The sequence below is a fragment of the Enterobacter genomosp. S genome, assembly GCF_001631805.1.
Lineage (GTDB): Bacteria > Pseudomonadota > Gammaproteobacteria > Enterobacterales > Enterobacteriaceae > Enterobacter > Enterobacter quasihormaechei.
In genome coordinates this window covers 12,387-24,320 of the sequence record NZ_LVVA01000012.1, presented here as the reverse complement: position 1 = coordinate 24,320, position 11,934 = coordinate 12,387, and the positions used below count along the sequence as shown (strand labels likewise).

General features: G+C 53.3%; 16 protein-coding genes. 6 read left to right on the top strand and 10 right to left on the bottom strand.

Annotation, left to right across the window (positions count from 1 at the left end; genetic code table 11):
• Positions 1 to 29: 29 nt before the first annotated feature.
• Together A3466_RS07800 and ptrB are read left to right on the top strand one after the other, a co-directional pair.
• A complete protein-coding gene (locus A3466_RS07800) occupies positions 30 to 680 on the top strand; it encodes a tellurite resistance TerB family protein (protein ID WP_063450103.1) in 651 nt (216 codons plus the stop codon).
• Between the two features lie 75 nt (positions 681 to 755).
• Positions 756 to 2,831, top strand: coding sequence for an oligopeptidase B (ptrB, locus tag A3466_RS07795; RefSeq protein WP_063450102.1), 2,076 nt, complete (start codon positions 756 to 758; stop codon positions 2,829 to 2,831).
• Here the strand turns inward: ptrB and exoX are convergent.
• The 3 genes from exoX to A3466_RS07780 all read right to left on the bottom strand — a co-directional run bounded on the left by exoX (position 2,813) and on the right by A3466_RS07780 (position 4,492).
• Complete coding sequence (exoX, locus tag A3466_RS07790) at positions 2,813 to 3,475, bottom strand: exodeoxyribonuclease X (protein ID WP_063450101.1); 663 nt, start codon at positions 3,473 to 3,475, stop codon at positions 2,813 to 2,815. The two genes, ptrB and exoX, sit on opposite strands and share 19 nt — an antisense overlap.
• 24 nt (positions 3,476 to 3,499) lie before the next feature.
• A complete protein-coding gene (locus A3466_RS07785) occupies positions 3,500 to 4,150 on the bottom strand; it encodes a carbon-nitrogen hydrolase family protein (protein ID WP_063450100.1) in 651 nt (216 codons plus the stop codon).
• A 111-nt stretch (positions 4,151 to 4,261) separates the two neighbouring features.
• A complete protein-coding gene (locus A3466_RS07780; protein ID WP_003859784.1) occupies positions 4,262 to 4,492 on the bottom strand; it encodes a DNA polymerase III subunit theta in 231 nt (76 codons plus the stop codon).
• Between the two features lie 137 nt (positions 4,493 to 4,629).
• Here A3466_RS07780 and yobA point away from each other — a divergent pair, with 137 nt between their 5' ends.
• From yobA to A3466_RS07765, 3 genes are read left to right on the top strand one after another with little or no spacing between them, the layout of a single operon-like run.
• A complete protein-coding gene (gene yobA / locus A3466_RS07775) occupies positions 4,630 to 5,001 on the top strand; it encodes a CopC domain-containing protein YobA (protein WP_063450555.1) in 372 nt (123 codons plus the stop codon).
• Position 5,002: 1 nt separating this feature from the next.
• On the top strand, positions 5,003 to 5,872 hold the full coding sequence (gene copD, locus A3466_RS07770) for a copper homeostasis membrane protein CopD (RefSeq protein WP_063450099.1): 870 nt from the start codon (positions 5,003 to 5,005) through the stop codon (positions 5,870 to 5,872).
• Positions 5,873 to 5,888: 16 nt separating this feature from the next.
• Positions 5,889 to 6,227: a YebY family protein gene (locus A3466_RS07765; RefSeq protein WP_063450098.1), complete on the top strand. Its 339-nt coding sequence runs from the start codon at positions 5,889 to 5,891 to the stop codon at positions 6,225 to 6,227.
• A 374-nt stretch (positions 6,228 to 6,601) separates the two neighbouring features.
• On the opposite strand, the gene A3466_RS07760 is transcribed toward A3466_RS07765, so the two are convergent.
• From A3466_RS07760 to A3466_RS23435, 6 genes are all read right to left on the bottom strand, one after another.
• On the bottom strand, positions 6,602 to 7,681 hold the full coding sequence (locus A3466_RS07760) for a tyrosine-type recombinase/integrase (protein WP_063450097.1): 1,080 nt from the start codon (positions 7,679 to 7,681) through the stop codon (positions 6,602 to 6,604).
• A complete protein-coding gene (locus tag A3466_RS07755) occupies positions 7,659 to 7,919 on the bottom strand; it encodes an excisionase (RefSeq protein WP_063450096.1) in 261 nt (86 codons plus the stop codon). Before A3466_RS07755 ends, A3466_RS07760 begins: the two co-directional genes overlap by 23 nt.
• A 53-nt stretch (positions 7,920 to 7,972) precedes the next feature.
• Positions 7,973 to 8,275 carry a hypothetical protein gene (locus A3466_RS07750; RefSeq protein WP_131797713.1) on the bottom strand — a complete coding sequence of 101 codons (303 nt, stop codon included), beginning with the start codon at positions 8,273 to 8,275 and terminating at the stop codon, positions 7,973 to 7,975.
• Positions 8,265 to 10,373: a hypothetical protein gene (locus A3466_RS07745; RefSeq protein WP_063450094.1), complete on the bottom strand. Its 2,109-nt coding sequence runs from the start codon at positions 10,371 to 10,373 to the stop codon at positions 8,265 to 8,267. Before A3466_RS07745 ends, A3466_RS07750 begins: the two co-directional genes overlap by 11 nt.
• A 240-nt stretch (positions 10,374 to 10,613) precedes the next feature.
• On the bottom strand, positions 10,614 to 10,889 hold the full coding sequence (locus tag A3466_RS23100; RefSeq protein WP_131797712.1) for a hypothetical protein: 276 nt from the start codon (positions 10,887 to 10,889) through the stop codon (positions 10,614 to 10,616).
• A gap of 20 nt (positions 10,890 to 10,909) precedes the next feature.
• Positions 10,910 to 11,062 (bottom strand): hypothetical protein, encoded by a 153-nt coding sequence (locus A3466_RS23435; protein WP_165602749.1) that lies wholly within the window; start codon positions 11,060 to 11,062, stop codon positions 10,910 to 10,912.
• Positions 11,063 to 11,446: 384 nt separating this feature from the next.
• On the opposite strand from A3466_RS23435, the gene A3466_RS22270 reads away from it, so the two are divergent.
• Positions 11,447 to 11,701 carry a hypothetical protein gene (locus A3466_RS22270; protein WP_074160979.1) on the top strand — a complete coding sequence of 85 codons (255 nt, stop codon included), beginning with the start codon at positions 11,447 to 11,449 and terminating at the stop codon, positions 11,699 to 11,701.
• On the opposite strand, the gene A3466_RS23345 is transcribed toward A3466_RS22270, so the two are convergent.
• Positions 11,673 to 11,873, bottom strand: coding sequence for a hypothetical protein (locus A3466_RS23345; protein ID WP_032620621.1), 201 nt, complete (start codon positions 11,871 to 11,873; stop codon positions 11,673 to 11,675). The genes A3466_RS22270 and A3466_RS23345 overlap by 29 nt on opposite strands.
• Between the last annotated feature and the right edge of the window lie 61 nt (positions 11,874 to 11,934).

The window sequence follows — 11,934 nt, the reverse complement described above, 5'->3', positions numbered from 1 at the left end:
AAAGTACGCACCGTAACGTGAGGAAAAATATGTCAGGCTGGATGAATCAACTGCAATCCCTGTTGGGACAAAAAGGCTCGTCGTCCGGCGAGCAGGGTCTAAGCAAGCTGCTGGTGCCGGGAGCGCTCGGCGGGCTGGCCGGTTTGCTGGTTGCCAATAAATCATCGCGGAAGCTGCTGACGAAATATGGCACCGGCGCGCTGCTGGCGGGCGGAGGAGCCATTGCGGGCAGCGTTTTATGGAATAAATACAAGGACAAAGTGCGCAACGCGCATCAGGATGAACCGCAGTACGGGAAGCAGGCGACGTCGCTAGACGTACGCACCGAGCGTCTGATCCTCGCGCTGGTGTTCGCGGCCAAAAGCGACGGGCATATCGATGCCAGTGAACGCGCCGCGATCGAACAGCAAATGCGGGAAGCGGGCGTCGAGGAGCAGGGCAGGGCGCTGGTGGCGCAGGCCATTGAACAGCCGCTCGATCCGCAGCGCCTGGCGCAAAGCGTGAAAAACGAAGAAGAGGCGCTGGAACTCTATTTTCTGAGCTGTGCCGCCATTGATGTCGATCACTTTATGGAGCGCAGCTACCTGAACGCCCTCGGCGATGCGCTGAAGATCCCGCAGGACGTTCGTGAGGGGATCGAGCAGGATATTCAGCAGCAGAAACAGACCCTCGCGGGATAGAAGGGCATGTTTCGCTTGCATCATACGCGCGTTTTGCCAACCTTATAGGATGTAAAACGAAAAAGTAAGAATGCCATGCCTCCAAAAGCCCGACGTACTCCTTATGCGATCGTCACGCATGGCGATACGCGTATAGATAACTACTACTGGCTGCGGGACGATTCTCGTTCCCGGCCAGAGGTGCTCGACTATCTGCACGAGGAAAACGACTATGGCCGAAAGGTCATGGCCAGCCAGCAGGCGCTTCAGGACAGGCTCCTGAGCGAAATGGTGCAACGTATTCCCCAGCGCGATGTCTCAGCCCCGTGGTGTAAAAACGGCTATCGCTATCGCCATATTTACGAGCCGGGAAACGAATATCCCATTTATCAGCGCCAGTCGGTGCTGAGTGCCGAGTGGGACGAATGGGATATCCTGCTTGATGCCAACAAACGTGCGGCCCACAGTGAGTTTTACACGCTGGGCGGCATGTCGATTTCTCCTGATAACGCTATTATGGCGCTGGCGGAAGATTATCTTTCCCGCCGGCAGTACGGTTTGCGCTTCCGCAATCTTGAAACGGGAAACTGGTATCCCGAAATGCTGGATAATGTTTCCCCCGATTTTGTATGGGGCAACGATTCAGAAACGGTTTACTACGTTAAAAAGCATGCCTCAACGCTGCTGCCTTATCAGGTCTGGCGCCACACGGTGGGGACCGACTCCGCCGACGACGAGCTGGTGTACGAGGAAAAAGACGAGACGTTCTACGTCAGCCTGCATAAAACCTCGTCTCGCCACTACGTGATTATCTTCCTTGCCAGCGCCACCACTTCTGAGGTGCTGCTGCTGGATGCCGAACTGCCGGATGCGCAGCCGCTGTGCTTCCTGCCGCGCCGTAAAGATCATGAGTACAGCCTGGATCACTTCCAGCACAGCTTTTACCTGCGTTCAAATCGCGAGGGCAAAAACTTTGGCCTTTATAAAACCAAAGTGCGCGATGAACGGAAGTGGGAAGTGTTAATTCCCGCGCGCGATCAGGTGATGCTGGAGGGGTTCACCCTGTTTACAGACTGGCTGGTGGTGGAAGAGCGTCAGCGCGGGCTGACCAGTATCCGCCAAATCAACCGCAAAACCCGCGAGGTGGTGGGTATTGCGTTTGATGACCCGGCTTACGTCACGTGGATTGGCTTTAACCCGGAACCGGAATCGTCCCGCCTGCGGTATGGCTATTCGTCGATGACTACCCCGGACACGTTGTTTGAACTTGATATGGACACCGGGCAGCGTCAGGTGATTAAACAGGCGGAGGTCCGGGGATTTGAGTCGGAGAATTATCGCAGTGAGCACCTGTGGGTGACCGCGCGCGACGGCGTCGAAGTCCCCGTGTCTCTCGTCTACCACAAGGATCACTTCAACAAAGGCAAAAACCCCATCCTCGTCTACGGTTATGGCTCCTATGGATCCAGCATGGACGCCGATTTCAGCAGCAGCAGGCTGAGCCTGCTCGACCGTGGCTTTGTTTATGCGATTGCCCATATTCGCGGCGGCGGCGAGCTCGGGCAGCACTGGTATGAAGACGGAAAATTTCTCAAAAAGAAAAATACCTTCAATGATTACCTGGATGTCTGCGATGCGCTGCTTGCCCAGGGGTATGGCGATCCGCAGCTCTGCTTTGGCATGGGGGGCAGCGCCGGAGGCATGCTAATAGGCGCTGTGATTAACCAGCGGCCTGAGCTTTTCAAAGGCGTTATCGCCCAGGTGCCGTTTGTGGACGTGGTGACGACCATGCTGGACGAGTCTATTCCGCTGACCACCGGTGAGTTTGAGGAGTGGGGGAACCCGCAGGATGAAACCTATTACCGGTACATGAAAGAGTACAGTCCGTACGATAACGTCGAGGCGAAAGCTTATCCGCATATGCTGGTGACCACCGGCCTGCACGATTCTCAGGTGCAGTACTGGGAGCCAGCGAAATGGGTGGCGAAGCTGCGCGAGTTGAAAACAGACGATAATCTGCTGCTGCTGTGTACCGATATGGACTCGGGGCACGGCGGGAAATCAGGGCGATTTAAATCCTATGAAGGGGTGGCGCTGGAATATGCCTTTTTGATTGGCCTGGCGCAGGATACGCTGCCAGGCCACGCGGGAACTCAGGCTTCGCCTAAATAATGCTTCAGCGTCAGGCGCAGTTCCGGGCTCATTCTGTCGAGGTTGTTGTACAGCCAGCGCAGGTAGCCCGGATCGTTGTCCGCCACTTCCGCTACCGGTTTCCCCCGATATTTACCGAACGTGAAGGTGGTCAGTAGTGCGGGGCGGCCGGTAATGGTCGCCATATCGTCTGGCGTCCAGCCGGATGTATTCATGATATCAATCAGGAGCGCCGCGGTGATGTAGCAGTCATACAAGGCGCGGTGATGATGCAGCCCTTCCGGCGTCCGCACGCTGAGTTTGCGCGACTTATACAGCGCCATATTGCTGTATTTGATCCCCGGCCACAGGCGGCGCGCCAGCTTCATGGTGCAAATCCATTCGCCGGGCATCTCCGGCAGCACACGGCGGTCAAAACTGGCGTTATGCGCGACGTACCACTGGCTGCCGTGGTAGAGAGGGATGATCTCTTCAATCCACGGCTTGTCCGCCACCATCGATTCCGTAATGCGATGAATGGCCATCGCCTGCGCACTGATGGGGCGATCCGGGCGCACCAGGTGGCTCATTGGGTTGACTATCTTTCCGTCAATCACGTCGACAGAAGCGACTTCCACAATTCCGCCCTGCAAATCGCAAGTTTCGGTATCAATAACGCGTAGCATTGATCGCTCCTGATCCTAAAAGGCTTAGCCTAATGGAATGATATCGCCTTGCCAACCCTGTCGACCTAAAGAACCGGTTAACAGCAGTTCGCCCTTGTCGGCACGCACGATCAGCTGACCTTTTTCATCCCATAATGCACTGCCGCTGCGCGCGTTCGCCATCAACACCGCGATGGCGTATTTATGCGCGAAGCGTTGTAACGAACCGATGGACTGCCGCCAGCGGTGCTCGCCCACCGCCAGGCTGCTGGTGAAAAGGGTTGCCTCCGGGTCCAGTTCCGGGGCGTCAGCCTGGTTATCAACGATGGATAGTCGTTTATCGCCAGGGATCACACCCGCACCGTTGCCCTGCGGATAACGCCGGATGGTCGACAGGCTGGGCGTGAAAAGCGCGAGTCCTTTCTTACGCTGGCCGTGTTGCTGGAGCGTAATACCGGCAATCACCGTGATGAAACGTGACTGCGCGGCGTGAAGGAGGGGAGCAAGCTGCAAATCGTCAGGCGGTGGGGGTAAAGTTGCCCCGCCAGGGCCGGTAAGGGAAAGCTCGGGAAAGACGACTAAATCGCAACCCTGGCAGGCCGCCTCGTCAATGAAGTGCAGGTGGTGTTTTACGTGCTCATCAACACAGTTGTGCCGCGGTGCATACTGGGCCGCGGCTATATTCCATCGTGACATCGTGACTTCCTTATACACTAAGTCGCTGGGATTTTAAGATTACACCTAAATTTATCAGGGTTTTCTTATCCTGCCACATAACACGTAAGGAAGTGTAACGAGACGTTAAGCTTATTTAACTTTAGGTTCGTACGGCAGGCGCGAGAGGTTGACGGAAGCGAGGCGATGCGCGATCAGACGTTCGCGGAACCAGTCGCGCAGATGCGCAGGCTGTTCACGCTCTACCACTTCAGCCACGACGGGCATATTGTAACGCTCTTTGAATGCGACACCCGCGGCGGCGAGATCGACATTCACTTTGTCCATCTCGTCCTGAGGAAGGGCGGCCAGGTTAACGTTCATTTCCTTCTCCTTTTTCTGCGGCGGCAACGTTACCGCGATTGTTCAACGATGACAAGGGAGCAAAGGATGTTCCTCGACTCGTTAATTATACAGAGTTATTCTTTAGCATTCAGGCATAACGAAAAGGAATGATTGTGATGCACTTTACCCCTTCCCGCGTCGCGTGCGCCCTGGTTTTTCTGCTCTCTTCAGCAACCGCGCCCTCAGCTCTGGCCCATGCGCACCTTAAGCAACAATCCCCGCAGGAGAATACCGTCGCGACGGCACCCGACGTCATTATCCTGAATTTCTCGGAAGGCATTGAGCCAGCCTTTAGCGGCGTTGTAGTGACGGACGCGCAGAAGCACACGATCCAGACCGGTGCGGTGAAGCGTGACGAGAAGGATAACGCAAAGCTAATCGTTCCTCTTGGGAAACCGTTGCCGACCGGCACCTACACGGTGGACTGGCACGTGGTCTCCGTGGACGGCCACAAAACCAAGGGCAGCTATCACTTTAGCGTGCAATAGTATGCTGGCCCTGAGCTACGTAGCGTTACGCTTTATCCATTTTGCTGCACTGTTGCTGCTTTTTGGCAATGCGCTTTACAGCGTCTGGTTTGCACCGTCTTCGTTGCAGCGCCTCATGACGCAGCGTTTCCAGCGCCAGCAGAAAATCGCGGCTTTAATCAGCCTGATGGCTGCTCTGCTGATGTTCGGCCTGCAAAGTGGGTTAATGGGTAACGGCTGGGGCGACGTCATTAGCCCGGCGGTCTGGCGCAGCGTGCTGGGAACGCAGTTTGGTGGCGTCTGGCTGTGGCAAATGGTTTTGGCCGCTGTGACCGTGGGCGCAGCATGGCTTACTCAGCAGAAAGGCTCGCGGCTGTTACTCCTTGCCATGGGGCAACTTGTGCTGCTGGCGGGCGTCGGACATGCCGCAATGAACGGCGGCGCACCGGGAGCGTTGCATCGTTTGAACCATGCGGTTCATCTACTGTGCGCCGCGACCTGGGTGGGCGGGTTACTGCCGCTGCTGTTCTGTATGCGTCTGGCGAAAGGCCGCTGGCAGCCAGCCGCTATCTTCACCATGATGCGCTTCTCCCGCGTGGGGCATTACGCCGTTGGCGGCGTGCTGCTGACCGGGATCATCAACACGCTCTTTATCGTGGGCATAGACGTGCCGTGGCAGGCGCCTTATGTACGGCTGTTGTTGTTCAAATGTGCGCTGGTCATCATGATGGTGGCAATTGCGCTGGCGAATCGGTATTTTCTTGTGCCACGCTTTCGCCCTGATGCCGGGCGGGAACAACAGATTTTTATCAGGATGACACAGGCAGAAGTGGTGCTGGGGGCGCTGGTACTGGCGGCCGTCAGCCTGTTCGCGACCTGGGAACCCTTCTGACAAGGTTAAATAACATATGAAAAAGACGCTGCTTTCTCTTTTACTTCTCACCTGTGCCAGCAGTGCGCTGGCCGCGCCGCAGGTCATCACCGTCAGCCGGTTCGAGGTGGGCAAGGACAACTGGGCTTTCAACCGTGAAGAGGTCATGCTCACCTGCCGTCCCGGCCACGCGCTGTACGTCATTAATCCCAGCACGCTCGTGCAGTATCCGTTAAATGACGTTGCGGAGCAGCAGGTTGCCAGCGGCAAAAGTAACGGACAGCCTGTCAGCGTGATCCAGGTCGAGGATCCGGCAAACCCCGGGCAGAAGAAGAGCCTGGCGCCGTTTATTGAGCGCGCTGAAAAACTCTGTTAGCAGTCAGGTTTCCAATAAAAAACCGCAGGTGCTTGTAAAAGCTCTGCGGTTTTTCACATTTAGTGATGTTTTAACGCTTTTTTTCAGGCCACTTTTACTGTGGACTGGAAAACCTGACGTCGTCATCTATTCTTAAAGGGCAAGGCGATTGAGCCTGCATTAATGCCAACTTTTAGCGCACGGCTCTCTCCCAAGAGCCATTTCCCTGGACCGAATACAGGAATCGTATTCGGTCTCTTTTTATCTACGTTCTATTTCAGTCACTTACGGCGCTCCGTCCGAAAATGTCCTAAAATTGTCCGAACTTCAATATCCGGCATTTCTCGTTATACCACACCGTTTTTAACATTCACAATTCATTTACACGCTAATTTTTAAATCATCATGAATTCTTTTTTTCTGCTGTCCAGGTACTTCGTTGTCATTTTTTCTGACTTGTGACCGAACAGCCGCTGAACAAACTCCTTTCCTAACTCCTTCTCGTACATCCTCCCCGACAGGCTTCGGATCTCATGAAATGAAGGTGGCCTGTCAGTAAACTCCAGTCCGGAAAAATTCCTCGCTTTCACAAAACCTTTCGTCAGGCTATCGAGATTTATACTGCCGTCTTCGCTGTTTTTGCGGATCCCCGGGCTTATCAAAAAATCGCACCGGCTAACCAGACGGCAGCGGTCGATCACGGTCGATAGCCGCAGGCCTGATGCTTTCAGCGTCAATGATAAGGGTATGGCCAGACAGGCCCCGGTCTTCTGCTGCTCGACGTACAGTCGATCGTCTCTGATGTCGGTGAAGCGCATCCGGGCGACGTCTTCGCGCCGCTGGGCGGTGACCAGCGCCAAATCCATCGCCAGGCCAAACCATGCCGGCATGCGTTCAGCACCTGCACGCACGGCCACAAACATTTCGTACTCGAGGCGTTCGCGCTGAACCTCAATCTTCGGTGCGCGGGTAGGGGTGACCGGATTCACGTCAACACGCCCCTCAACAACCGCTTCGCGGAAAACGTCAGACAATACTGAGCGCATGGTGCCCGCCATTGTAGTTTTGCCGCACGCCGTCCAACGTTCAAGAAATTCAGCAACATCCCGCGTTGTTATGCTGGCAAGTATCATCGGGCCGAAATGCTCACCAATAGTTGCCAACTGCCCGGCGCGAACCTTATACGTATTTGCAGCCAGCTTGCGGCGCTGAAGAATGACTTCGTACCGATCTATCCAGTTAGCCATTGTGTAGTCGTTGGTGCCTTTCAACTGCTCGAGCAAGGCGATCGGAGAGTAATTTTTTTCGATGTAGTGGTTTGCTTCAATGGCCTGGGCTATCGCATCCCTGCGAGAAATCTTGCCCAAGGGAATTTCTTTTCCGTCGATTGGATTACGCCAGGCGTAAGTTTTCCTGGCTTTGCGGTAGGTCAGATTTTTCGGCAGATTTGCATCATACTTTTCCGGCCTCGCCATCGATAATCCTCTCTATCAATCGCCCTTTTAACGGGTATCTGCTCTGATTTGTGTTAACGGTCTTACAGTATTTGTTTGGTCTGATAAAAATGGCATCGGGCCTGACTTTGTACTCTGTTCCCTCTTTTTCCGGTGGCGGGTAAATATTACCGTTGCGCGCCCATTTTCTGAGGGTTCCTATCTGCGGAGGCACTTCATAGCGTTCTTCCGCCCAGCGCTCGAGTGATAAAAGCTTCATATGCACCTCGATAGCCAGCTGCGATTATGCTCGATGCAGCTGGCTTTTACTGATTACTGAAAATCACCTAACTTTTTCTGAGCTCTGATCAGGGCTGATTCCATACGCTTCACGCAATCGCGGATCCGAGCCACCTGCACCTCCGGATAGGGACAGGTGCACATCTCCTCGACCGTTGCCCGCAGCTGTGGGTGCTGAATTCTGGAAATCATCACCCGGCCACCGGCACGCAGGGACTGCGGGACGCTGCGCTTTTCCCTGATAGCGAATGCCCGGTTAAGCCCGAGCGTTACCAGAACGTCGGGGAACTCAGCGAAGCGGCTGCATGCGATCGCCTCTCTGGCCTTACTCATCATCGTTCTCCTGCAGTTGGATAATGCCCGCGACAAGATCAGCGGCGATGGCTGGCAGGTCATCCAGGGCATTACCGTGCGCAGGGTTAGCGCACAGGCCATGCAGCGCGGCGATGGTCAGCTGCTGCTGGTAGGTGAGGGCTGTCGGCTGCATCACGTTCACCACCTGCTGAGGATTATGGTCATCAGCCTTTTTCGATTTGGCGGTGATAACTGGCGGATCGATAACGGCCGGTTGTGGCAACTCAGGCTCAGACCGATACTCCACGATGGCATCGGTGGCGATTTTCTCACGCTCAGCCTCCTTATCGGACCAGGCATCCAGAATGGTAGTGGCCACGTCGTGGATCTCTTCATTACTGAACGCTGGTGACAGACAGGATTCCGTCTTGATGATGGTATCCATCAACATTGGCATAATATGTGGGATCAGATGGCCGGTGCAGCTGACCACGCCCTCAGCTTCTTCTTTTGTCATTATTTCGGTGCGACCAGACAGCAGATCGTCAAGAGCGTAGACAACTTCAATCTGGCGCACCGTCATGTCCTGGCGATTATCCTCCGGAACATAGATGTTTTGATCTTTCGCGGCGGCGCTGGCCATCAGGTTATCGACGGAAAACACACCATCACCAATTTTCTCGATCTTTGTCTGATTGTCGCTCGCGGTACCATCGGCAAAAGCGTCGTTAAGCTCTTTCTCGAGCTGCGCGGCACGACCGGGACAGACGGCCGGCAGTTCCTTGTTGTCTGTGGCTGACCGCCCGGCATCATCTTTGTAGGTGCCTTTTTTGCGCGCCTGGTACTCCTCCTGGCTGATTTCAATGCATCCCTGAGACAGAACCTCTTCAAGTTTTGGCAATTTGTTAGCCCGGCCAATTTTGTCGCCGGTCGCTGAGCGGTAATAGAAGGGCCCCTGGCGCTCTGTTTCTACCTGTGGCGTAGTTTCCACCGTCCCCGCACCTGATTCATCGCCAGTGTGTTTCGTTCCCACTGAGCCAGCTTCTGTCGCTGAAGCATCCAGTGTGTCAGTTGCGGTTGTCTTTTCCTGCTCGGCTTCATTCTCGTAAACTCCATTTTTAGCCAGGAAGTTGCTGATGTACTCATTCAGCGCTACCGGGTTTTTATGAATATTTTCCGGTCGCTGCTGTACCAGGTCGCGAATGGTGAGGGGGTCGTACTTCAGAATGTGTTCTGTAGTGCGCAGCGCCATGGAGATTCGCTTCCAGTCCTCGCGGTCTTTTTCGATAACATCGCGTTTGGCCCAGCGGTAAACTTCACCATCGACGTTTCCGGGATTAACGTCGCCCGGCCACAGAGCGGTGGCCACTTCCTGATCCAGCGTCTGGTAGGTGTGCTTATAGGTTCGCTTCGGACGTTTCGCTGAATCAGCTGCGTCAGCCTTAGGCATCATTTTTTCCTGAGCTGCCTTTTCTCTGGCGATTTCAACGATCGATTTAGAAGGCGCGGACGGTTTGCGGTTCTCCTCCATACGCTTCTGCCATTTACGTAACTCTTTTTGAATATCGGGCCACTGGTCTCCAGGATCGCATTTTGCACCGACCCAGCCGATAGCGTGCTGGATACGCTCCGGATACATGCTCGCGATTTCCGGGGTTCTGCATATCGCCTCGACAACATGTCCTTCAAATGTGCCAGCTTCATCCTGGAAGAGGGCAAAGGCGGCAGGGAGATCGGCTTTCTGAATCTCTGTGGAGTCGTATTTAACAAGAACCGCAATACGCTGCTGTGTAGAAAGCGCGTCGAAATTTACCGGGCCTGCGTCACGCAGAATCGGATATCCAACTTCTTCGGTCCATTCGTAGGTGTATAAGAAATCAGTATCCCAGACACCGCGAGCAGGGCGATGGGCGATATGAGGCCCGTCTTCGCAAACAAGCATTTTGTAAGCGGCAGATTGGGCGTGTTCATATTCTTCCAGAAAAATTAAATTGCCTTTCGCTTTCGCATGCTCGATATTCTTCGCATTAATACTTGTTGCCACGCGTTTAATACCTTCCTGCTCAGATTCTGGATCAGGGAAATAACCTACGATATGAGGTTTTTGTTCATCAGTCTGAACTTTAATTTCTGTAGTCATGATGATTTACCATTTATTAAAGGAGTTATATTTTCGTGTCGACCTGCTTTTAGTAAGTAAGGCGGAAACTCTTTTTCTGTATCTGGTTTCGCAGTCTTTTCCTTTACAGAAGTATTTAATTTCGCGTTTAGTGCGAAATGGTATTTCTGCCGGATAAAGATCGCACGAATCCCCGCGCCCGTAGCATTCAGCGCAATAACATGTAGTTTTCATTTTGTAGTAGGCGTGTTGCCCGAAGAATTAATGCCTGGTCTGTACTTTCACAAAGTTACTTACCACATCCGTCATTTCGTAATCACGGGCGTGATAAACCACCTCAAACAATAAAGGAGAGTAATCACCCAGTGGATTTCCGCGACCATCCAGCAGGATCTGGACTTCATCGTCTTTAACAAGCTTATTGCAGTGCGCTGAGGAGAGGATGAGTTTTCCTCTGCGGGTCACTCCGGCCTTCCAGGTTCTGCCCTCATGACGCACCAGCATGCCCGGAACGACACAGAAACGTAGTACTTCCATTGTTCCGTAATGTTGACCTTTCATAGTTTAATTTTCCCTTCATTCATGTCTGCTTTGAAAATAACAAGCGCAGTATGTAAAACTCCGTCACATTCTTTGATATACTTACTGGCTAATTCTTTACTGGCTCCGGTACGGAGCATAAATAATTCGATGACCTGTAGCTGGTCCATATATTCACCATCAGATAAAAAGAATGCCCACCCTGAGATGGGCAAAGACTACACACAGCAATGAATATTGTGGTGCCGGGTGCCTCCCGGTGACGTTAACGAGTTAAAGAATTAACGCCGGCAACAATCCACCCAACCAGGTTGATTATTCAACTCTGCCGCACGCGCTTAGCTGCATTCACCACAACCGGAAGCGCACTCAATGGAATTTGGATTTAACGACAAAACTCAAAGAATAGAATTGAGTGCGCTTTCGTGTTGTATGGGAATTCTGAAAATCTCCTGTCAATAGATGCAGGTCAATAAAACGTGTGCCTGTCTTTTACAACCACTTCAGGCTCGGTGGTATTCTGGTTGCTCTCACACATCCAGAAGGAAACTGTCATGCGCGGAGTCGTCGTACATCATGAGCACCGCATTGGTTACATCGTTATCCGTGACCAATTCGGAGAATTCACGGTTGCTGAGCTTTCCGGCGGGTATGAGGTTGTAAAAGGTGACATCATCGAAGGAAATATTCATTCTGAAGGCGATGAAACCCTTTATAACTTGACCCAAGCAGAGCACCAAAAAGTCTACGTACAGGGACACGGAATGTCCGAGCAGGCATCTATTCTGATGATCCGAAGCACTCGTTGATCCATTCCCGGAACAGAGCGCAGTGCTTTAACGTTGTGTTGCAGTATTCGACTGAGACAATGTGGCCTTGTGTTAAATGAGGCTTAATCTCTTCGTTGAACTGCAACCCTCGTTTGGCTGCCAGCTCCAGACGAGCAATTTTTTCTAAAAGCGCTTCTAACTTCTCATCCATTGGCTTTCTCCATTTCACACTGGCGAATCATCCCGATCTTCATATGCCCCGGGCGGCTACT

Bases quoted from the DNA above. Each gene is read 5' to 3' on its own strand.
- A3466_RS07760 (WP_063450097.1), bottom strand. From the start codon at position 7,681: ATGGCGAGGCCGGAAAAGTATGATGCAAATCTGCCGAAAAATCTGACC.
- copD (WP_063450099.1), top strand. From the start codon at position 5,003: ATGCTGGCCCTGAGCTACGTAGCGTTACGCTTTATCCATTTTGCTGCA.
- ptrB (WP_063450102.1), top strand. From the start codon at position 756: ATGCCTCCAAAAGCCCGACGTACTCCTTATGCGATCGTCACGCATGGC.
- A3466_RS07800 (WP_063450103.1), top strand. From the start codon at position 30: ATGTCAGGCTGGATGAATCAACTGCAATCCCTGTTGGGACAAAAAGGC.
- A3466_RS23435 (WP_165602749.1), bottom strand. From the start codon at position 11,062: ATGGACCAGCTACAGGTCATCGAATTATTTATGCTCCGTACCGGAGCC.
- A3466_RS23345 (WP_032620621.1), bottom strand. From the start codon at position 11,873: ATGGATGAGAAGTTAGAAGCGCTTTTAGAAAAAATTGCTCGTCTGGAG.
- A3466_RS07765 (WP_063450098.1), top strand. From the start codon at position 5,889: ATGAAAAAGACGCTGCTTTCTCTTTTACTTCTCACCTGTGCCAGCAGT.
- exoX (WP_063450101.1), bottom strand. From the start codon at position 3,475: ATGCTACGCGTTATTGATACCGAAACTTGCGATTTGCAGGGCGGAATT.
- A3466_RS23100 (WP_131797712.1), bottom strand. From the start codon at position 10,889: ATGGAAGTACTACGTTTCTGTGTCGTTCCGGGCATGCTGGTGCGTCAT.
- A3466_RS07750 (WP_131797713.1), bottom strand. From the start codon at position 8,275: ATGATGAGTAAGGCCAGAGAGGCGATCGCATGCAGCCGCTTCGCTGAG.
- A3466_RS22270 (WP_074160979.1), top strand. From the start codon at position 11,447: ATGCGCGGAGTCGTCGTACATCATGAGCACCGCATTGGTTACATCGTT.
- A3466_RS07780 (WP_003859784.1), bottom strand. From the start codon at position 4,492: ATGAACGTTAACCTGGCCGCCCTTCCTCAGGACGAGATGGACAAAGTG.
- A3466_RS07755 (WP_063450096.1), bottom strand. From the start codon at position 7,919: ATGAAGCTTTTATCACTCGAGCGCTGGGCGGAAGAACGCTATGAAGTG.
- A3466_RS07785 (WP_063450100.1), bottom strand. From the start codon at position 4,150: ATGTCACGATGGAATATAGCCGCGGCCCAGTATGCACCGCGGCACAAC.
- yobA (WP_063450555.1), top strand. From the start codon at position 4,630: ATGCACTTTACCCCTTCCCGCGTCGCGTGCGCCCTGGTTTTTCTGCTC.
- A3466_RS07745 (WP_063450094.1), bottom strand. From the start codon at position 10,373: ATGACTACAGAAATTAAAGTTCAGACTGATGAACAAAAACCTCATATC.